Origin of the sequence: Fructilactobacillus florum DSM 22689 = JCM 16035 (assembly GCF_001436645.1) — a bacterium.
GTDB classification, from domain to species: Bacteria; Bacillota; Bacilli; order Lactobacillales; family Lactobacillaceae; genus Fructilactobacillus; species Fructilactobacillus florum.
In genome coordinates this window covers 1-26633 of record NZ_AYZI01000011.1, presented here as the reverse complement: position 1 = coordinate 26633, position 26633 = coordinate 1, and the positions used below count along the sequence as shown (strand labels likewise).

Below are 26633 nucleotides of genomic sequence, written 5' to 3'. Positions count from 1 at the left end.
CCATTTGGTTATTATTACAAAGGAGTGTTATTGCATGTCAGTAGACTATGATTCAAAAGCATATTTTGACAAAATGACGCAATATTGGAACACAGCGAACTACTTGTCAGTTGGACAGTTATTCTTACGGTCTAACCCAATGCTGAAAGAACCTTTAACGGCTGCAGACGTTAAGGTAAAACCGATCGGACACTGGGGAACGATTGCTTCTCAAAACTTTATCTACACTCATTTGAACCGGGTTATTAACAAATATGACCTGAACATGTTCTACATTGAGGGTTCTGGTCACGGTGGCCAGGTTATGGTTTCTAATTCTTACATTGATGGCAGTTATTCTGATATCTACCCAGAGATTACTGCTGACGAAGCGGGAATGTCGAAATTATTCAAACAATTCTCATTCCCAGGTGGGATTGCTTCTCATGCTGCTCCTGAGACACCCGGTTCAATTCACGAAGGTGGAGAACTAGGTTACTCACTATCTCATGGGGTTGGTGCCATCTTTGACAACCCTGAAGTAATTGCTGCAGTTGAGATTGGTGACGGGGAAGCTGAAACGGGTCCATTGGCTGGTTCATGGTTCTCTAGTAGCTTTATTAATCCGGTTACTGATGGTGCGGTACTACCGATCATTAACTTAAACGGATTTAAGATTGCTAACCCAACCATCTTTAACCGGACTTCTGACGAAGATTTACAAAAATACTTCGAAGGACTTGGCTGGAAGCCTTACTTTGTTGAAACAAACTTGCCTCATGGTGAAAACATTGACGAAACCAATGTTAATTTGGCAAAAGCAATGGATGCTGCTGTGGAAGACATTCAAGCTATTCAAAAGAAAGCACGTGAAACTGAAACAGCTGAAACAGCCAAACGTCCAGTTTGGCCAATGATTATCTTCCGTTCACCAAAAGGTTGGACTGGTCCACAAGAAAACGCTAAGGGTCTTCCAATTGAGGGTTCATTCCGTGCGCACCAAGTTCCACTTCCTTTGAGTGCTGACAACATGGAAACTGCCGACGAATTTGTTAAATGGATGGAAAGCTATAAACCAGCGGACTCCTTTAACGAAGACGGCACCATCAAAGAAGAAATCAAAGCATTAGCACCAAAGGGTGACCGGCGGATGTCTGTTAACCCAATCACAAATGGTGGGCTTGATCCTAAACCATTGGACTTACCTGATTTTCGTGATTATGCGGTTGAAATCAAGACTCCTGGGGCTACGGATGCTGAAGATATGGTAGTTTGGTCAGAATGGGTTCGTGACACAATGAAGAAGAACCCAACTACTTTCCGCGCCTTTGGACCTGACGAAACTTGGTCAAACCGAATTTGGCATATCTTTGATACGACTAACCGTCAGTGGTCACGTGACATTGACACGCCATACGATGAGTACATGGCTCACGAAGGTCGAGTAATCGATTCTCAGTTATCAGAACATGATGATGAAGGTTGGTTAGAAGGTTACGTTCTGACTGGACGGCACGGTTTCTTTGCAACTTATGAATCATTTGGACGGGTAGTTGACTCAATGTTGACACAACACTTCAAATGGTTGCGTAAGGCTTCTGAAATGGGCTGGAGAAAACAATACCCATCATTAAACTTCATTGATTCTTCAACGGTATTCCAGCAAGACCACAATGGTTATACTCACCAAGATCCTGGGATGATTAACCATTTGGCTGAAAAGAAACCAGAGTTTATCCGTGAATACTTCCCAGCTGATGCTAATACATTATTAGCAACTGCTAATGTAGCATTTGCAGACTACGAAAAGATCAACTTAATTACAACTTCGAAGCACCCTCGTCCACAATGGTTCAACATTGATGAAGCTGACCAATTAGTTAACAAGGGACTTGGTTACATTGACTGGGCTTCGACTGATCAGGGAACTGAACCAGACATCGTAATGGCATCTGCTGGAGTAGAACCAACGATGGAAACATTAGCAGCCATCAATCTACTACACGATCGCTTCCCAGAACTGAAGATTCGTTACATTAACGTTGTTGACTTACTGAAATTGCGGAGTCCAAAACAAGACCCTCGCGGTTTGAGCGACAAAGAATTTAACGATCTCTTCACCACTGATAAGCCAGTTGTCTTTGCTTTCCATGGTTTTGAAGATATCATTCGGACAATTTTCTTTGACCGTGACAACAAGAATGTTCATATTCATGGTTACCGTGAGAATGGTGATATCACAACACCATTTGACATGCGGGTCTTGAACCAGTTAGATCGTTTTGATCTTGCTAAGGAAGTTGTTCAAGCTGTTCCTGGAATGGCAGAACAAAATGCTGATTTTGTTCAGGAGATGGAAGATTGGGTTGCTAAACACAATCACTATATCCGAACTGAAGGCACTGATTTACCAGAAGTAACTAACTGGAAATGGAAACCATTAAACAAATAGTTATTTACCAGTAAGTAATAAAAAGAGCCCATTAATGGGCTCTTTTTTTATGGTCTGGAAGAGTGGCTATTTGATCCATCGGTCTTGCGATTTAATTGATTAAACAACAATTTGGTTCCAAGGTGTTTAATTCCATTTAGTTCCAAATGATCACGAATACCATGATTGAGTTGATCGAGAATTATTTCTAACTGCGCTTGTTGGTGTGGATCTAGGTAATCTAGATATTCGGGAATATAAAATAAACTTTTTTCAGCTTCTTTGCGTCCCTTTGGAGTTAGACTAATCAACTGAATTCGACCATCAGTGGGTGATTTACTTTTGGTAATTGCTCCTTTGTGGACCAGTTTTCCAACGAATTCTGCGGTTGCTTGGCCACTAATGCCAAGGCGTTCCGCTAATTCTCGTTGAGAAATGTGATCGGCAGCGCTTAGCGCGACCAAAATTTTGTTTTGTCCCTTAAAAACCGGGGAATGGCGTTCCGCTTGTTCATCGGCCAAGTTTTGTAACGTAGTGAATTCAAACAGTTTAGCTGCTAATTGTTGTTTTTTAATTAGGTTATCCATTGCAACGTCCCCTTCCAATTTGGTAACGATGTTTTCAGTATAACAAATAATTACTGATGGAAAATTAATCAAGTTACTTGACTATTTAATCAGGGTACCTTATGATATCATCAAGGTACTTGATTATTTTGTATAGAGGAGAAGTTGTAATGAATTCAGAAACTGCCGTGCAAGTAGTTAATTTAACTAAAAAATTTGGAGATCATGCTGCTGTTAATGAGGTCTCGTTTACAATTAAACGTGGTGAAATTTTTGCCTTATTAGGACCAAATGGGGCGGGTAAAACGACCATCATTAAGATGTTGACGACCCTATTAAAACCAACCAGTGGAACGGTTCGATTGTGTGGATACGATGTCCAAAAGGAACCAGATCGGGTGCGTGCCTTATTTGGTTTGACAGGACAAACTGCCGCTGTCGATGAAGCTTTATCAGCGCGGGAAAATTTGCTGTTTTTTGCGCGGTTACTAGGATTATCAACACAAGCAGCTCGAACGCGAGCAGTCGAACTGCTACAGGAATTTTCATTGGAAGCGGTGGCTGATCAACCGCTCGAAACTTATTCGGGAGGTATGCGCCGTCGTTTAGACTTGGCAATTAGCTTAATCACCCGACCCGCCATTATTTTCTTAGACGAGCCTACGACCGGGCTTGACCCACGAACCCGCCAACAAATGTGGGAAACTATTAGAAAGCTTGTGGCAGCAGGGGCAACGATTATCTTAACGACCCAGTATTTAGAAGAAGCCGATGCACTTGCACAACAGGTTGCCATTATTGATCATGGGAAGTTAGTTAGTTTAGGAACACCAGCAGCCTTGAAACGAAAGGTTAACAAACGTAAATTACTACTAACGGTTGCTAATCCAACGCAAGCTAATGCAGCAAGGAGGCTGGTTAAAGCAGTTTTAAAGGAACCGGTTCAGCGCACTGGTAAGCAGATAATGGCTTCGTTAAGCGATGTAAACGACGTTGCTACCGTGTTGAATCAGTTGAAAAATGAAGGCATTATTATTGCCAATTTGGAAATAAAGCAAGCTTCACTCGATGATGTGTTTTTTGCGATGACGGCCGACAAAACTAGTAAGGAGGGGAAGTAAAGTGCAGAACTTACGAAAGCATCTCTGGCGTTTACTAGCCAATACGCGGACGCTAGCTTATCGGAATCTTTTAAAGACTTGGCACAATCCCGATCAACTATTAGATGTTGTGGTACAGCCGGTGCTGTTTATGTTGATGTTCAGTTATTTGTTTGGCGGAGCAATTGCTGGGAGTGTCCACAATTATTTACCAACGTTAGTCCCAGGAATTTTAATGCAAGCGTTACTGGCGGCAGCCACCGGTTCGGGATCATTAATCAATGAAGATCTCCAGCAAGGCGTTTTCCAGCGAATAAAGGCACTCCCAATTTCACGGTTAGCGCCCCTCTTGGGTCAGTTAGTAGCTGATAGTCTACGGTTGTTGCTGGCCGCTACAGCAGCAATTGTAACTGGATATTTGATTGGTTGGCGCCCAGCAGCCGGTTTTCAGTGGGTTATTATCGTGGTAGGGTTGGATATCTTTTTAGGATGGACGCTAAGTTGGATTTTCGTACTATATGGCTTGTTAGCAAAAAGGGCGACGATGGTTGAAAGCATGTCATTAATGACGATGTTAATTTTAATTTTTTTGTCAAATGCCTTTGTTCCAGTTCATACGCTGCCACCACTGGTTCGCTTTTTGGTAAAAATTAACCCAGTTTCTTATGTGATTACGGCTTCGCGAACCATGCTGAATCATGGATACTGGTCGACCTCGGCATGGGTGGTGCTTCTAGCAGGAATAGTGGTTTTGTTACTATTTATTCCGTTAACAGTGTTTGTCTATAACCGAAAAGATTAAGCAGCACGCGCTCCTTTGAAAGTTCACTAAGAGAAACGTTTAAATTCAGGTGGAAGGGGACTGATGACAACAACAGCTTGGTTATAATAAGGAGTTTTGAAGGCGATGCGCCAAGAATGGAGGAGCATCGGCTGACGACTGGTAGCCAAGTGGTCATACAGAGGATCGTTAACGATGGGATGCCCTAAACTGGCAAAATGGACTCTAATCTGATGCGTCCGCCCGGTTTCTAAGGTAATCTTTAACAAACTAGCGTTTTCGTTAGTTTTAAGAAGCTGATAGTGGGTGATTGCTGGTTGGGGGTTTTGACCATTGATTTGACGTTTTCGCTGGTCAAACGGATCTTTTCCAATCGGTTGATTGATAGTTCCCTGTGGGTGGGGAAGCATCCCGCGAACCCAAGCCAAGTACGTGCGTTGCAAGGTCTTGGTTTTTAACATCTTAGTTAAAATGGCAATGACAGGTGGAACCTTCGCAATAATCAGAGCGCCACTAGTCTGCTGATCAAGGCGGTGAACCATCAGTGGACGTTTGGGGGCTAGATAGGCTGCCGCTAAATTGAAAACGGTCCCCAGTTCACCAGGCTGGTTAGGATGGGTTTTCAATCCACGTGGTTTGTTGACCACCATCAGATCATCTGATTCCCAGAGAACTTCAAGTGATCGTGTCCAATCCGGCAACATGGGAAACGCTGAGGTGGAGAAGTCCGTCTGGTTAAAGCTAATGTTGACGGTTTCTCCAGGCTTTATTGGAAAATTCATTGGACGATACTGATGGTTTACGAGCACACGCTGGTTGCTACGCAGGAGGTAAACCAAGTGTTTCGGGAGGTTGAGCTGCTCGGTTAAATACGTACGAACACTAGGATAGTAACGGTCGATATCGAGCTGGTAGTCCCAAGCCATTAGCACATCTCCTTAGTATAAATTTGAACAAAAAAACAGTCGACCACGTGCGTCGGCTGCTTTTTTAACCTCAATTATTTAATAATCATGACATCGGTCTTGGTCGTTCTAGTTACGTAGTTGGTAACAGATCCAACCACCAGTCGTTCGACGGCCGTCAAACCGGTTGCACCCATCACGGTCAAATCGTCTTGATGATCGTCAGGAAATTCTTGCGCAATAATTTTTTTCGGATTGCCAAAGCGAATGTGAATTGAGACATCGGTTAACCCATCCTTGATGGCATTTTGTTTGAGGGTTTCCAGCATTTCCTTAGTCTGGTCAGTTAGTTGGTAAACGGTATCAGCTGAAACTGCGTTACCATAATTGCGGTTAAACTGGGTTACCTGAATCACATTTAAAATATCTAAATGACTATTATTTTGTTTGGCAATGGCCACGGCGCGTTTTAAGACCGGCATCGTATCTTCGCCGCCATCGACGGGTGCCAGAATCCGCTTGTAGTTCTCTGTCATTTTGCTCACCCCATCAATCTTTGTTTTCTTAACTATATCATTTTTTGACCGAATTGACACGATGATTGTAGTTAGAAAACAGCGGATTGATTATAAATTTTACCAAAAAATATTGACAACGATTCATTTGCATGGTTAAATTGGTGCAATTTAAATGGAGTAATGGCTGTTTTCATGCCATGATTGTGAAGGTTGCTAGTTAATAGCTAAGCTGAGAGTGAGGAATAAAAATGAAATTTCGCTATTCTGAAAGTGTCCCAAAACGAACTGATAATCCTACGGCGGCCATTTTAAAAGCAGCCGCTGACCCGCAGGTCATTTCTTTTGGTGGGGGCTTACCGGCTCCAGAACTTTTCCCGGTTGCTGAGATGAAAGCAGCTTGCGATCGTGTTTTTGATCACGATGGGCAGCAGGTCTTACAGTATGCGGAAACCTTGGGATATCCAAAACTACGTCGGCAAATTGTGGATATGATGCAGAAACGGGGAGTTCAGACAGATGTTCCTAATGTCGCGGTAGTCACAGGTTCACAACAAGCGATTGATTTAGTTGGGCGCATGTTGATTAATCCTGGGGACATTGTTTTGACAGAAGATCCAACCTACTTGGCGGCAATCGACGTTTTTAAGACCTACGGAGCCCATTTAGTGGGGGTGGAGATGGATGAAGCTGGGATGCGACCGGAAGCACTAGCACAGGCTCTGGAAATGTATCCAGAAACCAAATTTATTTATACGATTCCCAACTTTCAAAATCCAACCGGACGGACGATGACGGCTGACCGGCGGGCGCAAATTGTGAAATTGGCCACCCAGGCGCAAGTTCCACTAGTGGAAGATGACCCTTACGGAGCGATTCGCTATGCTGGGACGAATCTCCCACCGCTTAAGCATTATGACCAAGATGGGACGGTAATTTCTATTAGTTCATTTTCAAAAATCTTGGCACCAGGCCTCCGAATGGGGTGGCTAGTGGCTGAGCAGTCTTTCATGGAAAAATTTGTACAATTGAAACAAAATGCCGATCTGCACACTGATAATTTAACGCAATATATCGTGGCGGATTTTCTTGATAACGTTGATTTGGATCAGCATATTAAAAGGATTACGGATGTTTATCGACACCGTGCGGAACTGATGTTAAGCCAAATTGACCAGTATTTTCCAGCAAGTGTTCGCCATAGTCAACCGGAGGGCGGAATGTTTATCTGGGTTGAAGTTCCGGGGACTGATGTGGACGAATTGTTGAAGGTTTGTCTAAAAAACAACGTTGCTTTTGTCCCTGGATCGGCATTTTTTGCTGGAAAAGTTCAACCAGGAACTTTTCGACTCAACTTTTCGAACATGGACGACGAGCAGATTCGAACGGGGATTCAGCGCATGGCCAAGGCAATTCAGACCGTTTTAGCATAGTTTTGTTGCTTGGCAAGCGGGTCGTAATTTTGCTATATTGGTAGCAGAAGAGGGGGCTTGTCATGAAGACCGCTAAGATTACAGTTTGGTCGTTAATCGCACTAGGGATTTTTATCGGCCTGAATTACGTGATGCAGTTGCCAGTGTTGGGACTCGGTCAGCAACAGCTCGTCCGAACTGATTTAATCGCAGGGATGTTATTTATCATTCCGTTATTGTTGATCTGGTTTCATTTGCGGGTCGGCTTGGCCGTGTTGGCGCTTGTACAAAGTTTGTATACCATGGGTTATCTGAATGGATTGTACCGGATCATAGCGTCTTCTCACGTAACTACCAGCGTTAAACTGCTAGTTAGTGGCTTGTTGCTGGGGGCTCTGTTGGTCAATTTTTACTGGTTTCGCCTAGCCTGGCAGATTCGGCGCGCTTTGACCAATGAACGAGTTGCCCGTTATTTGAAATACCGTAAATAGAAAAGGATAGCTATGAAAATCGAAGAACCAGAATTTGTTAGTGAAGTCATTGATCAACGATATGCTGTTCGTCAGTTTGAAGCGACGATGGAGCAGTTAATGAATGATTTAGAGGCAACGCTACGACCACTAGCTGAATTCATAGAAACCGCCATTAATTCCGATCAAATTGCGAGTGCCGAACTGCAAGTTACAGATGCAGACGTCCAAGTCAAACTGCAGACCTCGATTATTAATTTACCGTTGGAGTATATCAATAATATCAATAAAATTATGATTGACGCAGGTACGGTGCCAGTGAATGTCTATATGATAATTACGGCACCTAAGCTTAACAAATCGCAGTTACGAATTGATGAATTAGCTTCCACGCAGGGGTTTCAAGCTGCTAATAAATTACCTGAACTAGTGCAGTGGGCTAGTGGTCAGCTCGATCAACTCCAACAAAACTTGGCGGCAGAGTAGTTGGGTTGGAGTTCTATGTGTGCTACAATGCAGATGTGCGACGAGCCGCAGTAACATTTTTATTTGGGAACCAGTTTTTCTGTCGTATTACAGATGGTTTGATGAGAGGTGATGTGAACACCGCTCGTTCATTAGCAGGTTTGCTAGTGCCCAAAAAAGACCGTCTCTGATTTAGTTCAGAGGCGGTCTTTTTTTATGCCGAGTTAATAGTTAATCAGCTGTTATTTTGTGATATTGCTTCTGGGTTAATCCCATATAATAGACATTGTGATAAGCACCGCTTGCGAAAAATTGGTCTTTGATGGTTCCCTCGATCGTAAAGCCCTGCTTTTGATAGATGTGGATGGCAGGGGCATTATCGACGTCCACCAGCAAAAAAATCTTATGCAGGTTATGGTAAGTGAAGAGAAAATCGATCATTTGAGCAAAAGCGATTTGCGCATAGCCCTTGCCCTGGAATTGATCCAATAGGGTGATCTCTAATTCCCCGGTGCGGGCAATCGAATCTAGCTCGACCAGTTCGATGAGACCGACTTCCGTCAGATCGTCGGCAACGGGGGCTTGGATAACCATGCTGATAATTCGGTTACTCTGACTATGTTTCTTAACAAACTTAGCTGCATCCTTGGGATTTTGAAACGGTGGGTGAAACCAGAAACGAGCCGTTGACGGTTGGGTAAATAGTTGTTGTACAAGGTCACGGTCGATATCAGTAGTCGTTAATGGTCGCAAATGTGAGGTTGTTTTATTAATGAAAGCTCCTAACTAATGAGATAAATTTGATCATTGAGTAAGTCAAAGTGGTTGAAACTCTGATTTAAAGTAGCTAGTTCTGGAGAGTTATGAAAGTGCGCTTGTTCCCAAAAAACGTGGGAATTAGTGGCACCATCACGTTCGCCAATCACTAACAGTTGAGGGGCGTGCTGATCAGCCCGCATAGCCTGTAGTAGTTCCCAATCAACGGGATCATTATCCGGTGACCAGCACATTAAGACATAATCCACCTGGTGGTGGTAACAAGCATAGGCTTGTAAGGCATCTTTTTTGAGCACCTCAGTGACCAAGTTTCGACCAGTTTGGTTTTCTGTTTTCCAGGCAAGACTATCAGTGGCAATGACCTGTGCCCCAGCTTTTCGTAACCCCCGACTTAAATACCCATTTCCAGCCATAATTTCTAGGACAGGATGTGGAGCGAGAAAGTCAGCTAGACGACTGATGAACGGGGCGGTCAAATAGGCCCACATCCCGTAGTGTTCTTCTAAATAGTCCCGAAATGAGCGAATTTGTTGATCTAGTCGTGGTAGGTCATTGATCAAGTGATCCCAAAGCTGGTCGCCACGGCGGTCACCTAGGGGGTAACGTTGATTTACAAAGTGATAGAGTTGATCTTGAATGTCAGCTGGCAGCAATAGTTGAGGGAGTGGCTGGGGCAGTTGATTGTTGGTAATGGCATGATCGGCTTGTAAGATTTGCTTGATAAGATCTTGAATGATGGGAATCCCACTAAATTCAGTTTGAAAGGACTGTAGTTGTTGAATGTAGGGATGCTTTGGTCCAGCTAGCTTTTTCATGATTCATAGCCCAAATCAAGTTCTTCTTGGTGCTCAAACTCGGTCTTCTTTCGATTTTGTTTTCCATGAAGATAACCATCGATTAACTGGTAGATTTCATAGCGATCATTTGCAGCCAGTGGCTGTTCATTGAAAGACAGCGCTACACCGGAAATGAAAAGTTTGGAAAGATCGGTCGTTTGATTGTCAACCCGACCACTGAGATAGTCCATTGAAACGCCGAAGTAAGTCGCTAATTTCCGAACTTCTAGGTAGGATGGATTTCGAATCCCACGTTCCCAATTTCCAATTTGAGAAGCAGTATTTTCATGATGTTGATCGCTAGGAAACATCTTGTTTAGTTCTTGCGCTAGCTCAGCCAAGGTAATGTGACGACCAGTTCGCAAGGCTTTTAATCTTTCTGGAAACATACCAAAATCCTCCTTACTATTATTATACGTCATGGCAAGATAAAAGACAGGGGGGCGGTGCATTTTAAAAGAACGGGTTTCGTGGTAAAATTAAGTAATTAAAACCAACTTAAGCCGAAGGGAGGAATAACCATGTCACTTTTGGTTATAGTGGTTGTTACCCTGCTGTTTGGCTTTCTAGTGGGGTACGGACAGGCTAATCAACAATTAAATCGGCGCTTGTCACAGGCTGCCAGTCAGGCCAAAAAGTTTAGCGAAAAAAAGCGTGTGGAATTGACCCAGAAAACCCAACACTTGCTGGCAGAAAACCAAGCGGACGTCTTAGAATATCAAGCTGATGAAGAACAAGAAATTGCTGAACAGGCCGCGGAAAATCAAGCCCGACTGGAACGGGTTTCGTTACTGGAAAAGAGTTTGCTGAGTTTTTCACAACGGTTAGATAAGCAGCAGCAGGTTTTAGATGAGCATCGGGAAGCTTTAGAGCAGCAGCGTGCTCGCTTGACGATGGCGAAACAAACAGAACAAGATTTACAACGTCGCCGAGGCGAGATCTTGGGTCAAAAGAGTGCGCTGACGGCTAATCAAGCTAAACAGGTCGTCTTACAGGAGACTGAGACAAAGCTGGCTCAGGATTTTGAGACGACGGTTCGGGAAAACCATGATTTTATGGTTTTAAATGCACCTCGCGATGCACGTAATTTGATGACTTCAGCGATTCAAAGTGCTCCCAGCGATGCTCCCAAAACGCATATCGAACGAAATATCTTGATTTCTGATCCTAAAATGCGCGCTAAAATTACGGGTAAAAATGAACAACGCTTACGATTATTAGAAACCCTGATCGGAGTTGATTTGATTTTTAACCCTGAGCTCCCGGAGTCATTGATTATTAGTACTAATGACCCACTTCGTCGGGAGGTGGCACGGACAGTTATTAATGAACTGATGACGGCACGGCAGCTGAACCAGGGGATGATCGAGAATACAGTTAAGTTGGCACAACGCCGATTGATCGAGCAACTCCGACAAACTGGGGAAACCACTTGGAAAAAATTACAGCTGGGCTGGGTTCATCCGGACCTTTTGAAATTGCTGGGTAGAATGCAGTATCGAACCAGCTATGGTCAAAATGTCCTTCAACATTCCGTCGAAGTTGCCGAACTTTGTGGCCTGATAGCTGCTGAACTTGGGATACAGCCACAGCTAGCAAAGCGTGCCGGCTTGCTGCATGATATCGGGAAAGCCGTCGATCGAGAAGTGAACGGAACACACGTAGAATTAGGAGTTAAGATTGCTGAAGCTTATCGAGAACCGACCGAAGTGGTTCAGGCGATTGCCGCTTCGCATGGAGACGTGGATGGTGATGACTCGATTTCCATCTTAGTGCGGGTGGCTGATTCGTTGTCTGGATCACGGCCAGGGGCCCGCAGTGAATCGGTGGAAGAGTACATCAACCGCCTCAAGGGGCTAGAAAGAATTGCACGCCAGCATCAAGGCGTCAAGGATAGCTATGCTATTCAGGCTGGTCGCGAAATTAGAATTATCGTGAATCCCAATGAGGTTGATGACCACCAAAGTCAATCCATTACGGATGAAGTTGCCGCTCAGATTGAAGCCGAACTAACCTATCCTGGTAAGATTAAGATTACGACAATTCGACAACTAAGTGCGGTACAGTACGTGGGAGGGAAACCTACGACCAAGAAAAAGCATGCTAGTTGAGACATGAAAATAAGCTCCGACGCAAATTATGTGTCGGAGCTTATTTTTTAGATAATGACTTTAAAGTTACGGTGGTGATTGGCGACAATGTTTGGATGTTCTTGAAGATAACTAGCAATCAGATTGCTCATGGTAACGGTGTTATAGCGGATGATTTTAGATTCGTCATACATCGGGTAATGGCCGCCTCCCACAGCTCGGTAAGCATTTAAAGCAATTTTTAATTTCATTTTATTGGTAACTGGTTTTCCATGGTAGGTGGGGTTTAGAACCCGGCTCCCAATCGGATTGGAAATTTTGAGCTGGTAATCCACGCCGGCATACATATCATAGTTGTAGTCGCGAATTTTAGGATGATGGTACCTAGGATCAACGATAATCTGATCATTTTTGATGGTAAAATACTCCGCGGTTTTTTCGAGAGCGGCTTTTAAATCAGCGCCGGTAATCTCGAGGAGGGCGAGGGTATTGGGATAGACATAGTTTGTGATGATGTTGCGCATCGTAATTGGATTTTCAAAGCCACGTGCCTCATTAGAAAAGAGTGCTGTAGCGGATAAATCACACCCCATAGTTTCCATCTGGATTTTTTGGATAAAATTAATGAAAGCACCACCTCTTAAGCGCACTTGAAAGGGATCATCATAGGTTAAGGACCCTTCGATGTGCGCTAAAGGACGAGCTAACCAAGCTTCCATTGCTTTTTCAGTTTGTCGAAAAGCTGTGCTAGTTTTTATAGCCGGTTTTTGTTCACCAGTTTTTAATAATTTTTGATTGCTAGCAGTAATTTGATAATGGTTTTGGGCATCTGCTTCGAGAGTCAATTGAATTCGACCAACGTAATTACCACGATGACCCGGCTGGACGTAGGGCACCCCAAATAATTTTCCGGCTAAGGCTCGGTGCTGGTGTCCTGTAACAAGCACATCGATCCCGGGAACGTCAGCAAGTAGTTGATAACTTTCATTTTCGCCATCAATGACATCATTTGGTTTGCCATCACTGAGGTCTCGTTCAAAACCACCATGATATAAAACGACGACGACATCAGCTGCTTTTTTCATTAGGGGGACGTATTTTTGGGCGGCTGCTTGGGCGGAAATAAAGTGCAATCCGGCAATACAGGCCTGGTTTTCCCAAGCATCGACCGATTGAGTAGTTAGTCCTAAAACGCCAACTTTGATTGGACCAATTTGTTTGATGGCATAGGGAGCTCCAAAGGCCGGCTGATTATTTTGATCAAGGATATTGGCCGAGACAAATTGCCGATCACATCCGGCAATGGCCGCCTTCAAGTAAGCTTGACCGTAATTGAATTCATGATTACCAATGGTGCCAAAATCATAATCAATGGTGTTGAAAGCAGCATTGATCGCCGTCGGAGCTCCTGCGCGCTCAACCTCGGCCTGATAGTAGGCTAATGGTGATCCCTCTAAAAAATCGCCATCATCAAGAATGAGAGTGTGTTCGGCTTGAGCTTGTTGTTTGTTAATGACCGCAGCGACTTTCTCAAGACCAAATGGGAGGTTGGCATGGGGCTTCACATAATTGGTAGCGGCAAGATATCCGTGGATATCGCTAGTGGTTAAGATGGTCAGTTTCAAGTGAAGCCCTCCTTTAATGTAGAATAGGTAAATTATAAGCTTAATCTTAGATTGTGTAAATTATTGTTAAGCTTTTGTAAAGTTCGTTGACGAAAAGTAAGAATATGGTAAGCTGTAATTAGCTGACAATTAATCAAAATTTGTCAGATACACCGGATACATTGCATATAAAGGAGGTTGTTTTAATATGTTAAACTTGTACGTTGCTCCAAGTAGTGCATCAAGTCGAAAAGCTCGTACCTGGCTGAAAGACCATGACATTCCGTTCAAGGAACGCAACATTAATTCAAAGCCCTTAAATGCCGAAGAAGTTAAACAAATTTTACGTTTAACTGAAAATGGGAGTGAAGATATTATTTCAACCCGATCAAACATTTTCAAGAAACTTCATTTGGATTTAGATGAGCTTTCTCTCAGCCAGCTGGTTGATTTGCTAGTTAAATATCCTGATTTAATCAAGCGTCCAATTATTTTTGATGATAAACGGCTGGAAGTTGGATATAACGAAGAAGAGATTCGTCGCTTCTTACCACGTAGTATTCGACAAGCAGAATTAAAAAAGATGGAATCAAAGCTTCGTGCCTAATTTCCGTCAAGTCCTAACTTTTGTTAGGATTTTTTTGTTTTTTAGTGAAATTACTTGGTATAATTGTTAAAAACAATTTTGTGAAGGCTGCCGGACGGAGAAACTAACCCATGATTAAGATGATTGCATTAGATTTAGATAATACATTATTAAATTCGGACAAAAAAATCAGTTCCCTCAATACAAAGGTATTAAAAAAGTTACATCGTCAGGGGCTCAAAGTGGTCTTATGCACCGGACGCCCGTTGAATGCAGTTTTAGACTATGTTGATCAGCTAGATTTACATGAAGCGGCTGATTATACGATTACTTTTAATGGCGGACTGGTTTTGCGAAATCGAGATCAACAGGTGCTATTTCAGCATGGGATGAGCAAACCACAATTAAGTGCCCTGTATCAGTTTGCAAAACAGCAACAACTCCCGTTAGATGTTTTGAATTTTTCACAGGTCTATCCCGTTACTGATCTAGTTAAATCAATTTACCAACAGACCCTTCGTGCGACGATTAAATTCGTTCCAACTGCTTGGGGTCAGCTACCACAACAAACTTATGCCAAGGCCATCATAGCTACGCAGCCCCAACAGTTAGATGCGGTGGTAGCCAGACTTTCAAATGAACTTCGTCATGATTACCATATCATGCGTTCACAGCCCAAAATTCTTGAGTTTCTGCCCCCTAAAGTTGATAAGGTCTATGGCTTGGGAGCGTTGTTGAGTTATTTTGGTTGGGATTTTTCGAACCTATTAGCGTTTGGTGATGCAGAAAATGATGCGGGGATGTTACGCCAGGCTAAGATCGGGGTAGCGATGGGCAATGCGACTCCGGAAATTAAACAGCTAGCTGATGAAGAGACCGCCACGAATGATCAAGATGGGGTAGCACTTTTCTTGGAAAAGTTTATGAAAAGGTAAACTTTAGATAAAAAGCGTGCATTAACAAAGAAATTTTGTTATAGTATATCATGGTTGTGATCAACCAGTGTTGAGCAGTTAGCTTAAATGTTAAAGCAACGGATCCTTTGTCCGTAAGATTGAGGTTCAATTCCTTGACTGCTCATAGTATGACAATAAAAAACCGGATGGAAAATAATTTTCCCATCCGGCTTTTTATTGTAGTTTGGTTATGAACCGGAAAACTTAAAAAAAGTCCATTCATTTTGAATGGACTTTTTTAATTTAATTTAACTTTTCCAAAAAATCGAGAAATAATTTCATGAAAACATTCAAATAACGTTCCCGATCAACTCCAACAGCTACGTTTAGATTGGTTGGTTCATTCAGACGGGCCTTATCACCGATAGTCCGGGCATAGTAAGCGTCGTGTTCAGTAGTTACCAAGAGATTCAGCGGAATAGTGGTAACAAAACTGGGGTCAATGGCGACCCCAACTGCTAAGGGATCGTGTAGTGAACAACCGCCTAATTCTGGATAAATTTCGTCATATACATCGATATAAAAATCAACGATATCGGCCAACTTAGCCCCGGCTGTTGGATTACATGTCCGCCATTGGCTAGTCTCTTGTTTAGTTAGGAGAGTTCGCAACGTAACATCTAACCCAACCATTGTAATCTTGAGATCACTCGTAAAAAGTTGATTGGCAGCTACGGGATCTTGTTCGACATTTGCTTCAGCCACTGGAGTAACGTTGCCAGGAACGGTTAAGGCCCCACCCATGACGGTGATGTTACCGATTTTTCGAATGGCAACGGGATCCTTTGCAAAGGCTGCTGCTAAGTTAGTCATTGGTCCGGTAGTGACGACGCACAGTTGTTCTCCATATTTTTGAGCAGCGTCAATCAAAAAATCAACGCCGTTTTGTTTAGCTATCTGAGCAGTTGCTGCAGGTAAATTGACATCGCCAATTCCATTTTCACCATGAATTTGTGCATTAACTGCGATTCGTTGGTATTGATGATCGAGGGGATTTGCTCGACCAATAAAAACTGGAACTTGGGGACACTGGTACAGTTGGAGGAGTTTGAGCGCATTAGCAGCGGCGCGGTCGGCTTCAATATTACCAAAAGAAGATAAAATTCCAATGAGTTCAACGTTGGGGTCTGCCAGTGCATAGGTAATCGCCATGGCATCATCGACGCCGGTATCAACATCTAAAATCATTTTACGTGTGGTCATAAAAAATCCTCCAGTAAGCGGTCAAATAGTAGTGGTTTATTAATAGCTTACTGGAAAGTAGGGCTAAATACAATTCTTTTTTAGATAAAAACGAACGAAAATTAGATATTATCTAATTTTCGTTCGTTGTTTTATCCGTACATATATTCAGCAATGATTTTATTGACGGCAGGATTTTCGTGGAGCATGGAATGTTGAGCCTGCTGTGGATCGCCGTGGTAAACATAGAACTGGTAGCTCTTAACTTTACCTTCTACTAACTGGCGCATTGGCTTGACGTCTTTAACGGGAATCAGACCATCAGAACCACTACGATTAATGTTACCGCAGAAATTTAGAATCGAGAGATCTTTAGGAAGATTGTTAATGTATTTTGGATCACTCAATGGGTAAGTATTAGCCATTGAGACGAAGTGTTTAGTCTTCGGAACGTCCGTGGTATGATCATGGCGGGTCAGGTAGTCATAGATGATCGTGCCTCCAGAGGAGTGCCCAATCAGATTAACACTATCAATATTGTATTCCTTGTGTAGGTACTTCATTAGGTTAGGCATTAATGAGCCCTCGAAGCCAGGTTTGTTGTTGGTTTGAAATTCAACTTGAACGACCGGATTATTTTTGCCCACCCGATTGAATTGTTTTTTGGTGGAAACTTCGCCGTTGTTTTTGACATATACTTGGAGTGCTCGAGTTGCAACTCCTCGTTTGTCCCAGTCAGAAGCCATAAAGTCGGAGGTGATCGTGTTTCCACCGAGACCAGGGATAAAAACAGTAGCTGTCCGAGTTTGTTTGACTTGGTAGTGACCGATTTTGTTATTGTTATACCACCAACCACCGAAACCAAGTGCGATAATGGCTAAGAAAATAGTTAAAATAAATGTCTTCTTGTACTTCATAATGTTAAACTTTCCTTTGTAAATTAAATTGAAATGTGGGTTGATAAAATGATTAACGGAATATATGATATCACAATTGTTGGTGGGGGACCGGTTGGAATGTTTGCGGGTTTTTATGCCGGCTTGCGGAATGCTAAGGTCCAAATTTTGGAAAGTTTACCAGAGCCCGGAGGTCAGGTCCAAGCACTGTATCCAGAAAAAAAGATCTTAGATGTAGCTGGTTTTGCTGGGGTCGCTGGAGCTCAATTAATCAATAATCTGAAAGCCCAGTTGGCAACGGTGCCAGCGGTTGAGTTTCAAGCAAATACCAAGGTAATTAACATCACGCGGGCAGATGACAATTTTGTGATCACCACGAACCAAGGAACTAGTCGGAGCAAAGCAATTTTGCTAGCAGCAGGGAATGGGTCATTTAAGCCACGTGAACTGCGAGCGACGAATGCCGAAAAGTATACGAACCAGTACTTATTTTATAGCTTGCCTGATTTACAGCAGGTGGCTGGTCAGACCGTAATGGTTGCCGGTGGTGGTGATTCAGCAGTTGATATGGCGCTAACTTTGCAACAAACAGCACGTGAAGTGATTTTAGTCCATCGCCGAACAGAATTTCGAGGATTAGAACACCAGGTCGAACAGTTACAGCAGTCGTCAATCAAGCTGTTAACGCCATATTTGATTCAGGAGCTGATGGAAACCGATGCGCACCAGTTGTTAGTTCAGATGAAGCAGGTTGGTGGTAGTGAGCAGCAGCAGGCAACCGTAGATCGGTTAGTAGTAAACTATGGGTTTATTACTAATAATCGAGAGTTGGCTCAGTGGGATGTCCAGCCCGAAACCGAACATGGCAAGGTCAAGGTCACACAGGAGCTGGAGACCTCTGAAAAGGGGATTTATGCGGTTGGGGATCAAGCGCTGTATCCCGGCAAGGATACCTTGATTGCGACTGGTTTTGGCGAGGTACCTTTGGCAGTTAATGCGATTATGAACCGTCTGTACCCAGACCGCCGCTTACCAATTCATAGTACAGCTTTACCAAAAAAGGGAAACTAATGATTAGCAATAAAAAATAGGTCACGAAGGGAAGAGCTTGAGCGAGTTCTTCAGCCTTCTGACCTATTTATTTTTCTCGATTAGCATCCGGATTGGTTATCTGAATTCGATTCGAGTTGCTGCGAGGTTCGTTGGCCTCAGGAGCATCTGTTTTATAGTCCTTTTCTGTATTTTGGCGTCCATTAGTGTCGTAAAGGCTAGTTGAATTAGCGCCCCGTTCGCGCTCAATTTTCTTTTCGCGGTAAAGCCCACTAGAATAGTTATAGGCAGAAGGATCTACTTTATTAAAGCCCTCCGGTTGATAAAAGCGTAACAAATTTTGTTGGTTAAGCGTGTCTGAAAAACTAAGCTCCATATTAACCTTGTCTTGATTAGCCTTAATTTGTCTGCGTTGTTTGGCCGTTGGGTGGATTTCCTTACCAGTCTTAGTATCATAGATAGTCCCGTTAATGGACGTATATTTGGGGGAAACCCAATCACGATTACGAAAGGCAACCACTTGATCATGTTGGGGCGAGAATAAATCGGTTCCAAACTGGATGTATTTTTGGGAATTAATCCCTAACAAATGCATTAGAGTGGGGAGGACGTCAATTTCACCACCGTATACGCTGCTGACGTGTCCGTCTTCGATGGCCGGTGAATTAATCATGAAAGGAACTCGTTGTAACATGGCGTTATCATAATCGTTCCAGTTATTACCATCCTTGTCTAGTAGAGGAGCGAGACTAGGATTTTCAGCATTGGAGATCCCATAATGATCACCATATAAAACGACCACGGTGTTTTTATCTAACCCAGTTTTTTGAAGATAGTCATAAAATTCTTTGACCGATTGATCGAGATAGTGCGCCGTTAAGAAGTAATTATTAACGGCTGTGTCGTCAGTGTCAGGAGCTTTTAGACGGTTATTTTTCATATCCTTATCGTCTAGTTGATAGGGAAAGTGGTTAGTAACCGTGATGTACTTAGCATAAAATGGTTGTTGAAGTCGTTGTAAATATTTAGTCGAATCTTTGAATAGGAGTTTGTCTTTGAGACCATATCCAGTTGCTTTGTCACCGGAGGTATCATAGTAACTAGCATCAAAAAAGTATTGATAACCGAGGTTTTTGTAGGTATTGTTACGATTCCAAAAGCTAGCCACATTTCCGTGGAAAACAGCGGTGCTGTATCCTTGTTGATCTAAGATAGCGGGGGCTCCTTGGAAAGTATTATCACTGCCGACTTGTGCAAACAGAGAGCCTTGTGGCAAACCGTACGTACTAGTTTCTAGCATGTTTTCCGCATCAGATGTTTTTCCCTGGCCAACTTGATGGAAAAAGTTATCGAATGCGTAAGTATGGTTACTGTTGTAAATTTTGTTGATGAATGGAGTGACTTCTTTACCGTTGATTTTTTTGTTGATGAGAAATTGTTGGAAACTTTCTAGATGGAGAATGACAACGTTTTTCCCCTTGAATTTACCAAATTTAGCTTGATCAGGGGCGGCATAGTGCTGATCAGTAAAGTTCTTTATTTGATAAATTTCGGATTTGTTGGCATTCGAGCGCATGGCATTGGAATTATGGGTCTGAATACCATCGTAGACGGTAAATGCATCTAGCCCGAGATATTTAACGATGTAACTCCGATCAAAGGTTCTGGTCAATAGTTGCGGTCGATCCATATCGGCAATTGCAATGTTAGCGGAGAGGAGTAAGGCACCCACGGAAACTACGGCGAGCCCCATTCGACTTTCAAATTGACGGTGATCGATTTTAATAATTCGGAAAATGAGAAGCAAAATTATTATAATTATATCTAGCCAATAAAAAACATCATGCGGCATGGTAAGCGCTAACGAGCTACCGCTCAGGCCCTGATCGACTTTGGAATAACCGGTCATGGTTGAGACGGTCATAAAGTCTGAAAATTCTCGAAAGAAAATCACATTGAGATAAAGCAGTACGGTATTTAAGAAGTCTAAAAAGATGATAGCAGGGTAAAAAAGTTTGGCTGGTTTGAGGAAAAATGCCAACCCAAATAAAATCACAGTGGTGGCAATGGGATTTAAAAACAAGAGAATAAATTGTAGCAGTCCCTCAGATCCTAGGGAAAAGTCAATAAAATAGGCATAAATTGTTTTGGCCCAGAACAAGCAGATGAGCAGGCAAAAAAAACCGACTCTGGTACTGGCAAACCCAAATATTTTTTTAAATGTTTTCAAAGGTTATTCCTTCCATTCTTTCGCACATATAATGATACTATAGCAGACAATCGATGTTAAAAAAACTAAGTAAAACTAAAATTAGCCCGGAGCAATCAGCGTGATATACTTGAGCTATATAAGAGAGGTTATTTTGATGGCAAAATTTACTTTGTACGTTGTCCGACATGGACAAACTTACTTTAATGTTTTTAATAAGCTACAGGGATGGAGTAATTCACCGCTGACCCAAACTGGAATTGAAAATGCGATTGCGACGGGGAAACGCTTAGCAGATGTGGACTTTAAAGCTGCCTATTGTAGTGATACTGGGCGGGCTGAAAAAACGATGTCATTAATCTATGATCAAAGTCATTCGTTTAGTACCCATCCGCCGGTAGTCTCCGCGTTCTTTCGTGAGGAGTTCTATGGTTATTATGAAGGCGCTGATGTTGATAAAACCTGGTACCTGAGTGGAGCACCTCACGGTACTCCAACTTTCAAGGATATCTTGAATAAATATGATATGAATCACGCTAAAGACTTTTTGAAAGCGGCCGATCCTTTTCATCTTGCAGAAAATGCAACTGAATACTGGAAGCGGTTAAACCAAGGTCTACAGTTGATTACAGCCAATAATCAGCTCGTGGACGGCGATAATGTTTTGTTAGTAAGTCACGGTAATACTCTTTTGAGCTTGGTTGACCGGTTTTCAGAACCAGGTCAATTTGATGTAAGCCAACGTCCAGCCAATGGGAGCATTACTAAAATAGCTGTCGATGGAACGCAACTGCATGTGATTAGTTATAACCAATAGATTAGAAAGGCAGTATCCACATGGTTGATCATCAGGCATTTTTACGGTCTTTTAATGCAAGAAATTATATTTTTAGAATCGGGGAGGTCAGTAAAATGACCGGTGTTTCCCCAAGACAGCTCCGTTATTGGGAGCAAAAAGGCTATATTCATAGCGAACGCAGCGAAAAAATGGCCTCGCGGGTATTTGACCATGATAATTTTATGACGGTTAAACTGATTAAATATTATTTAGATTCCGATAACACGTTGGGCAATGCTGTGCAAAAAGCCCGAGAACATCTGCAAACGGTTAAAACGGTGCATCAATTTTTAATTAAAATTTCGCCTAGCCTAGTAAAAGCGGATGGAGAAACCTTGATCGATTTAGGTTACTTTAATGCGGAACATACTAAAAAATTATACGGAAGATTGGATTCGGATGGTAATCCCCAGTATGAGATTAAGCAAGTAACGGAGTAGCTAACGTCGATTCTTTGGGATCTAAGTAAAAAAGCAACTACCAGCGTGCTGCAGCTGGAGTTGCTTTTTTGAGTTTAGATAGCAATGACGTTATTTATTGAAAAAATCACTAAAGTGCATGATTAGTAGAACAATGATTACGAGAATCAAGCTAATCAATAGAGTGATTTGCCAAGCAATTTGATTGTGCATGAAGGGAAGCTCGACGTTTTCACCGTAGAATCCAAACACGATGTTAGGGACGGTTAGGGCAATTGAAAAGACTGTTAAAAATTTCATGGTGTTATTAATGTTACTGTCCAGTAGGTTAGAGTAAGCGTTAGCCACTTGTTGGGCTGCTTGATTGGCCATTTGCGCCATTGAAAGTCCTTGCTGGATTTCAACAATTACATCGTCGAGGGCAGCATTATCATCATCAGATAATGTTTTCCCCAGTTTGCGCTTAAACATCATTAACATGTCGTTATTTGCTGATAGTGAGGTTAGAAAATAAACCAGATCAGTTTGGAGATTTAAGAGCTGATTAATTGCTTTTTTGTTAGTGCGGCCGTGTAAGCCCCGTTGAATACTTGTCCGGATACTGTTGATGTGATTGATATAATCAAAAAACTGAATGGCTAATTGATAGAGCGTTTTTAAGACCACATCAAGTGGTTTGAGATTATCCCGCTGGACATCTGGTAGTTTATCGATTAGCGAGCGAATTAATGGATTAACGAAGTTGGTTTTGTCAGCAGTAAAAGTAAAGAGAGTGGTATCTCTTAAGATAATCCCAATTGGTTCAGATGAAATGTCACCGCTAAACCTAGTGGGTTCGGCAACATCAAAAATGATCAACAACAGTTGTTCTTCTTCATAGTACTCAAGGCGGGGACGTTCGTGGCGATCAAGGGCATAGTACAGCATTTCATTGGTTAGCTGATAGTCTTTTTTTAAGGTCTTTTTTTCCACGGGTAAGCAATCTGTTACTTGGACCCAATCGATATTTTGATTAATTTTCTCGGTCTTAATCATGAAAACACCCCCAATTTGCAATGTTAATAGTATATTATAATTGCTTAGAAAAGTTTAGCAGTTTTGCTAGTTTATTAATTTAATCAGGAATTAATATTTTACGAGTGCGAAAAAATCCGGGAATAGGTTATAATTGTGCTAATAAAGGAGACGACAATTAAATGAAATCAACAAAAACACGACACTCCAATAGCAGTATCTGGTATCCGATCATCGCTTTTTTGATTGTGTTTGGAACAGTTTTATTGTTATTTGGTGTCTATAAGGTTCGTCAGCACATCAACCAGCAGCGCTTGCTTGAAAACGAACGCAAGTTTAATCGGGAAAATGATCCGGTTTACCAGCAACACCAAAAATTCATCAAACAGGTGGCTGAACCAGCGGTAGCCCAGTACAAGCAGAATCAACAGGTTCTTCCTAGCGTTGTCATTGCGCAGGCAATTTTGGAATCAGATTGGGGTAAGTCAAAACTATACCAAAATGCTTATAATCCGTTTGGGATTAAGGGAACCTATAACGGGCAGTCCATTTCTTACAACACCGACGAATATATCGATAATAAAAGGGTTACCCAAGTAGGACAGTTTCGTAAATACCCTGATTTGCAATCCGCAATTGAGGATCACAATCAGGCGCTGTATGATAAGTTCTTAAAGAAGAGCGGGATTACTGATTATAAAGAAGAGGCAGAACTATTACAAAAAAACACCTACGCAACGGATCCAAAGTATGCTAAAAAACTAATTAACGTGATTAAAACTCATGGTTTGGATAAGTATGATAAAGAAGCGATGCAAAAGTAAGCTTTTCTAACGGAGGAAAACACCTGATTGATTGCAATAATTGAAAAACTTTACGGTCCTTTTTTTGATCTTCATAATTGGAGTACCGTGATCACTTCTGGGAATGACTGGTTGATTATTTTTTCTCTGGTCGTCTTAGAGTGCGTGATGTCAGTTGATAATGCCATTGTTTTGGCCACCCAAACGCAAGTGTTACCAACCAAAAAACTTCAAGAAGAATCATTGTTTTACGGTCTTTGGGGGGCGTATCTTTTTCGGTTTCTAGTAATTGGAGCCGGCGTCTATCTGATCAATTTTTGGGAAATTAAAGTAGTTGGTTCAATGTATTTGATTTATCTGGCACTACGCTATTTTATCCCGAAAAATAATAGCAGTCAGCAACGGCATCAAATTAAGCCGGCTTTTAATCCTCACAGCCGAAAATATTTTTGGTGGGTGGTCGCACAGATTGAATTTATGGATATTCTATTTTCGATTGACTCCGTGTTAGCTTCGTTAGCAGTTTCCTCTAATCCAGTTGTCGTTCTAATTGGTGGGATGATTGGAATTATTGCAATGCGTGGAATTGCTGAATTTGTGATGAAACTAATGAAGCGGATTCCCGAGTTAAAAACCATGGCTTATGTGCTAGTGCTGGTAATCGGAATTAAATTGTTCCTTTCAATTCCCGTTATTGCGATTGAGATTCCCGCTACTTGGTTCGGAATTTTTGTGATTTTAGCAATTATTGTTACCATTGTAATTCATTTTTTAAGAAAACGAGGCGAACGACGTGGCCGTCGAACTTAAGCAAGATAATTTTAAAACAAATGTCCAAGGGGCGCTGACTCTGGTTGATTTTTGGGCGCCGTGGTGTGGACCATGTCGCAGGATGGAACCCGTTTTGCATGAATTAGAACTACAGTTTAAGGGACGCGTGAAGTTTGCAAAGGTAAATGTTGATCAGCAGCAAGAATTAGCCCGTCGTTATCAGGTAATGGGGCTACCAAGTTATGTCCTCTTTCGGGAGGGCAAAGGGACGGAAAAAGTGACTGGGGTATACTCAGTTGAACAATTAGCACATTACTTGAATCGAAAATTGGCTGAATTCAGCTGCTAGGAGAAATTTGATGTCGAAAGAAGGAACACAACTCCAACCGACCCTGCTAGAAGCGGTGCTAATTTTGTTTGGCATGTTAATCATCATGGGTCTTGGAATTATTGGGTTGCAGCTAAGCCCAGTTGTTCCAATCTTAACGGTAGTTTTTTTATTAATTTGCTGGGCTAAAATCCGAGGATTTAGCTGGGAAACTATCAACCAAAGTTTTGTTGTTGGGATCAAAAATGGGATTATCCCGCTTTTTATCTTCTTATTAATTGGAAGCCTGATTGGGGTTTGGATTATGGCAGGGGTGATCCCGACTTTAATGGTCCTGGGCTTTAAAATTCTTAGTGTCCGCTGGTTTTTACCGTCTGTTTTTTTGATGTGCGCATTCGTTGGTTGTTTTATTGGTAGTGCGTTTACGATCATTTCAACAGTAGGGCTGGCTTCCATGGGGATTGGAGTTACGATGGGAATTGATCCGGCGCTAATTGCGGGGGCAGTTGTTTCTGGAGCAGTTTTTAGCGATAAGATGTCGCCTTTATCTGCGACGACCAATCTAGCCTCGGCCATTGCAGGGGACGATCTTTATGCCCACATTAAAAATATGTTGTGGTCAACAGTACCGGCCTTTTTAATCTCATTGGTATTATTTGCTGGGCTTAGTTTTGGACATGCGGGAGCTAGTCTCAGTAAAATTACGCAAACGGCTGATATTTTAATGAAGCATTTTACAATTTCAGGCTGGCTACTCTTACCCGTGTTATTATTGTTAGTGTGCGCATGGGCTAAGATCCCAACGATCCCAACGCTTTTTTTGAACATTGTGTTGACGATTGGCTTAACATTAATTACACCACGAAATCATTACTCACTAGCGCAAATTGCAGATGTTATTCAAAATGGATTCAAAATTAAAACAGGGAGTTCGGAAGTCGATCAGATTTTAAATCGGGGTGGGATTATCTCGATGACTAGTACGATGACCTTGATTATTATTGCCCTAGCATTGGGCGGGCTCTTAATCAATCTTGGGATTATTAGTACGGTGATGGATCGCTTTTCTAAAAAGGTTAACTCAACCGGAATGTTGATTTTAAGTACGGTTTTGTCAGCGATTGGCGTGAATATCTTTATTGGTGAACAATACCTTTCAATTATTTTACCAGGGACGGCGTTTAAGCAATCTTATAGCAAGGCAGACTTAGCCCCAGAAGCGTTAGGACGAGCCCTTGAAGACGGGGGCGCGGTTATTAACTATTTAGTTCCTTGGGGAGTGGCGGGAGTGTTTGTAGCTAACACGCTCAATGTTCCCACCCTTCATTATCTGCCATTTGTGTTCTTTAGTTTGCTTTGTCCGTTCTTTTCAATTCTAAGTGGCTTTACTGGAGTTGGATTAAAACGAGCTATTAAATAAATTTGGAGTTACTCAATAAAAATCCGAGCGGCATTTTGCCACTCGGATTTTTGATTGTTATAGGGAAAGTAGCAAAAAAAGATGCAACCTCAGATAATTAAGCTATTTGCAGACTAATTTATCAGAGTTTTATTACAAATTTTTTCATTACAAGCTTGCTATGAAAGGATTTGAAGAGCGTGTCTGAAGTTAAATTTCGAAATATGTCGGTTCGATTGCAAAATTACAAT

27 protein-coding genes and 1 tRNA gene are annotated in these 26633 nt (G+C 42.2%); 17 read left to right on the top strand and 11 right to left on the bottom strand.

Features of this window, described 5'->3' with window-relative positions; translation table 11 throughout:
- Positions 1 to 34: 34 nt before the first annotated feature.
- Complete coding sequence (locus FC87_RS06135; RefSeq protein WP_054690758.1) at positions 35 to 2431, top strand: phosphoketolase family protein; 2397 nt, start codon at positions 35 to 37, stop codon at positions 2429 to 2431.
- Between the two features lie 47 nt (positions 2432 to 2478).
- Here FC87_RS06135 and FC87_RS06130 read toward each other — a convergent pair whose 3' ends face one another.
- Complete coding sequence (locus FC87_RS06130; protein WP_054690756.1) at positions 2479 to 2997, bottom strand: MarR family winged helix-turn-helix transcriptional regulator; 519 nt, start codon at positions 2995 to 2997, stop codon at positions 2479 to 2481.
- Positions 2998 to 3146: 149 nt separating this feature from the next.
- Here FC87_RS06130 and FC87_RS06125 point away from each other — a divergent pair, with 149 nt between their 5' ends.
- Together FC87_RS06125 and FC87_RS06120 are read left to right on the top strand one after the other, a co-directional pair.
- The gene (locus FC87_RS06125) at positions 3147 to 4097 is read left to right on the top strand and encodes an ATP-binding cassette domain-containing protein (RefSeq protein ID WP_056961913.1); all 951 of its coding nucleotides are present in this window, start codon (positions 3147 to 3149) and stop codon (positions 4095 to 4097) included.
- 1 nt (position 4098) lies between these two features.
- Positions 4099 to 4878, top strand: coding sequence for an ABC transporter permease (locus FC87_RS06120; protein WP_054690754.1), 780 nt, complete (start codon positions 4099 to 4101; stop codon positions 4876 to 4878).
- 26 nt (positions 4879 to 4904) lie between these two features.
- Here the strand turns inward: FC87_RS06120 and FC87_RS06115 are convergent, their stop codons facing one another.
- Entirely contained in the window at positions 4905 to 5783 is an 879-nt protein-coding gene (locus FC87_RS06115; protein ID WP_054690752.1) for an RluA family pseudouridine synthase, read from the bottom strand.
- Positions 5784 to 5857: 74 nt separating this feature from the next.
- Complete coding sequence (locus tag FC87_RS06110; protein ID WP_009166333.1) at positions 5858 to 6298, bottom strand: universal stress protein; 441 nt, start codon at positions 6296 to 6298, stop codon at positions 5858 to 5860.
- Between the two features lie 230 nt (positions 6299 to 6528).
- Between FC87_RS06110 and FC87_RS06105 the strand changes: the two genes are divergently transcribed.
- The 3 genes from FC87_RS06105 (at position 6529) to FC87_RS06095 (ending at position 8645) form a co-directional block, all read left to right on the top strand.
- Positions 6529 to 7710, top strand: a complete 1182-nt coding sequence (locus tag FC87_RS06105) for an aminotransferase-like domain-containing protein (RefSeq protein WP_056961911.1) — start codon at positions 6529 to 6531, stop codon at positions 7708 to 7710.
- A 62-nt stretch (positions 7711 to 7772) separates the two neighbouring features.
- Positions 7773 to 8180, top strand: a complete 408-nt coding sequence (locus tag FC87_RS06100) for a hypothetical protein (protein WP_054690749.1) — start codon at positions 7773 to 7775, stop codon at positions 8178 to 8180.
- 12 nt (positions 8181 to 8192) lie between these two features.
- Positions 8193 to 8645, top strand: coding sequence for a hypothetical protein (locus tag FC87_RS06095; RefSeq protein WP_054690748.1), 453 nt, complete (start codon positions 8193 to 8195; stop codon positions 8643 to 8645).
- Between the two features lie 210 nt (positions 8646 to 8855).
- On the opposite strand, the gene FC87_RS06090 is transcribed toward FC87_RS06095, so the two are convergent.
- From FC87_RS06090 to FC87_RS06080, 3 genes are read right to left on the bottom strand one after another with little or no spacing between them, the layout of a single operon-like run.
- Positions 8856 to 9377, bottom strand: a complete 522-nt coding sequence (locus tag FC87_RS06090) for a GNAT family N-acetyltransferase (protein WP_235804442.1) — start codon at positions 9375 to 9377, stop codon at positions 8856 to 8858.
- Between the two features lie 29 nt (positions 9378 to 9406).
- Positions 9407 to 10216 carry a class I SAM-dependent methyltransferase gene (locus FC87_RS06085; RefSeq protein WP_082619232.1) on the bottom strand — a complete coding sequence of 270 codons (810 nt, stop codon included), beginning with the start codon at positions 10214 to 10216 and terminating at the stop codon, positions 9407 to 9409.
- On the bottom strand, positions 10213 to 10626 hold the full coding sequence (locus FC87_RS06080) for a helix-turn-helix domain-containing protein (RefSeq protein WP_054690743.1): 414 nt from the start codon (positions 10624 to 10626) through the stop codon (positions 10213 to 10215). The genes FC87_RS06085 and FC87_RS06080 overlap by 4 nt, the downstream gene beginning before the upstream one ends.
- A gap of 132 nt (positions 10627 to 10758) precedes the next feature.
- Here FC87_RS06080 and rny point away from each other — a divergent pair, with 132 nt between their 5' ends.
- Positions 10759 to 12348, top strand: coding sequence for a ribonuclease Y (gene rny, locus FC87_RS06075; protein WP_035421561.1), 1590 nt, complete (start codon positions 10759 to 10761; stop codon positions 12346 to 12348).
- A 47-nt stretch (positions 12349 to 12395) separates the two neighbouring features.
- Here the strand turns inward: rny and FC87_RS06070 are convergent, their stop codons facing one another.
- Positions 12396 to 13952 (bottom strand): bifunctional metallophosphatase/5'-nucleotidase, encoded by a 1557-nt coding sequence (locus tag FC87_RS06070; protein ID WP_009166323.1) that lies wholly within the window; start codon positions 13950 to 13952, stop codon positions 12396 to 12398.
- 187 nt (positions 13953 to 14139) lie between these two features.
- Here FC87_RS06070 and spx point away from each other — a divergent pair, with 187 nt between their 5' ends.
- The 3 genes from spx (at position 14140) to FC87_RS06960 (ending at position 15597) form a co-directional block, all read left to right on the top strand.
- Positions 14140 to 14538: a transcriptional regulator Spx gene (gene spx / locus FC87_RS06065; protein ID WP_009166322.1), complete on the top strand. Its 399-nt coding sequence runs from the start codon at positions 14140 to 14142 to the stop codon at positions 14536 to 14538.
- Positions 14539 to 14648: 110 nt separating this feature from the next.
- Positions 14649 to 15452, top strand: a complete 804-nt coding sequence (locus FC87_RS06060) for a Cof-type HAD-IIB family hydrolase (protein WP_009166321.1) — start codon at positions 14649 to 14651, stop codon at positions 15450 to 15452.
- 72 nt (positions 15453 to 15524) lie between these two features.
- A tRNA-Lys gene (locus FC87_RS06960) sits at positions 15525 to 15597 on the top strand.
- A gap of 119 nt (positions 15598 to 15716) precedes the next feature.
- On the opposite strand, the gene FC87_RS06055 is transcribed toward FC87_RS06960, so the two are convergent.
- A complete protein-coding gene (locus FC87_RS06055; protein WP_009166320.1) occupies positions 15717 to 16676 on the bottom strand; it encodes a nucleoside hydrolase in 960 nt (319 codons plus the stop codon).
- A 131-nt stretch (positions 16677 to 16807) separates the two neighbouring features.
- Complete coding sequence (locus tag FC87_RS06050) at positions 16808 to 17572, bottom strand: alpha/beta hydrolase (RefSeq protein WP_009166319.1); 765 nt, start codon at positions 17570 to 17572, stop codon at positions 16808 to 16810.
- Positions 17573 to 17620: 48 nt separating this feature from the next.
- On the opposite strand from FC87_RS06050, the gene FC87_RS06045 reads away from it, so the two are divergent.
- Entirely contained in the window at positions 17621 to 18622 is a 1002-nt protein-coding gene (locus FC87_RS06045) for an NAD(P)/FAD-dependent oxidoreductase (protein ID WP_054690740.1), read from the top strand.
- A gap of 67 nt (positions 18623 to 18689) precedes the next feature.
- Here the strand turns inward: FC87_RS06045 and FC87_RS06040 are convergent, their stop codons facing one another.
- Positions 18690 to 20831, bottom strand: coding sequence for an LTA synthase family protein (locus FC87_RS06040; protein WP_009166317.1), 2142 nt, complete (start codon positions 20829 to 20831; stop codon positions 18690 to 18692).
- Positions 20832 to 20967: 136 nt separating this feature from the next.
- On the opposite strand from FC87_RS06040, the gene FC87_RS06035 reads away from it, so the two are divergent.
- The gene (locus tag FC87_RS06035) at positions 20968 to 21627 is read left to right on the top strand and encodes a histidine phosphatase family protein (protein WP_009166316.1); all 660 of its coding nucleotides are present in this window, start codon (positions 20968 to 20970) and stop codon (positions 21625 to 21627) included.
- 20 nt (positions 21628 to 21647) lie between these two features.
- Positions 21648 to 22088 (top strand): MerR family transcriptional regulator, encoded by a 441-nt coding sequence (locus tag FC87_RS06030; RefSeq protein ID WP_081716722.1) that lies wholly within the window; start codon positions 21648 to 21650, stop codon positions 22086 to 22088.
- 90 nt (positions 22089 to 22178) lie between these two features.
- Here the strand turns inward: FC87_RS06030 and FC87_RS06025 are convergent, their stop codons facing one another.
- A complete protein-coding gene (locus FC87_RS06025; protein ID WP_009166314.1) occupies positions 22179 to 23102 on the bottom strand; it encodes a magnesium transporter CorA family protein in 924 nt (307 codons plus the stop codon).
- 161 nt (positions 23103 to 23263) lie between these two features.
- Between FC87_RS06025 and FC87_RS06020 the strand changes: the two genes are divergently transcribed.
- The 4 genes from FC87_RS06020 to nhaC are packed head-to-tail and all read left to right on the top strand — an operon-like array spanning position 23264 to position 26403.
- Positions 23264 to 23905: a glycoside hydrolase family 73 protein gene (locus tag FC87_RS06020; RefSeq protein WP_056961909.1), complete on the top strand. Its 642-nt coding sequence runs from the start codon at positions 23264 to 23266 to the stop codon at positions 23903 to 23905.
- A gap of 30 nt (positions 23906 to 23935) precedes the next feature.
- Positions 23936 to 24694: a TerC family protein gene (locus FC87_RS06015; RefSeq protein WP_035421579.1), complete on the top strand. Its 759-nt coding sequence runs from the start codon at positions 23936 to 23938 to the stop codon at positions 24692 to 24694.
- On the top strand, positions 24678 to 25004 hold the full coding sequence (trxA, locus tag FC87_RS06010) for a thioredoxin (protein ID WP_054690739.1): 327 nt from the start codon (positions 24678 to 24680) through the stop codon (positions 25002 to 25004). Before FC87_RS06015 ends, trxA begins: the two co-directional genes overlap by 17 nt.
- Positions 25005 to 25014: 10 nt before the next feature.
- Positions 25015 to 26403, top strand: a complete 1389-nt coding sequence (nhaC, locus tag FC87_RS06005; RefSeq protein ID WP_054690737.1) for a Na+/H+ antiporter NhaC — start codon at positions 25015 to 25017, stop codon at positions 26401 to 26403.
- Positions 26404 to 26633: the final 230 nt, after the last annotated feature.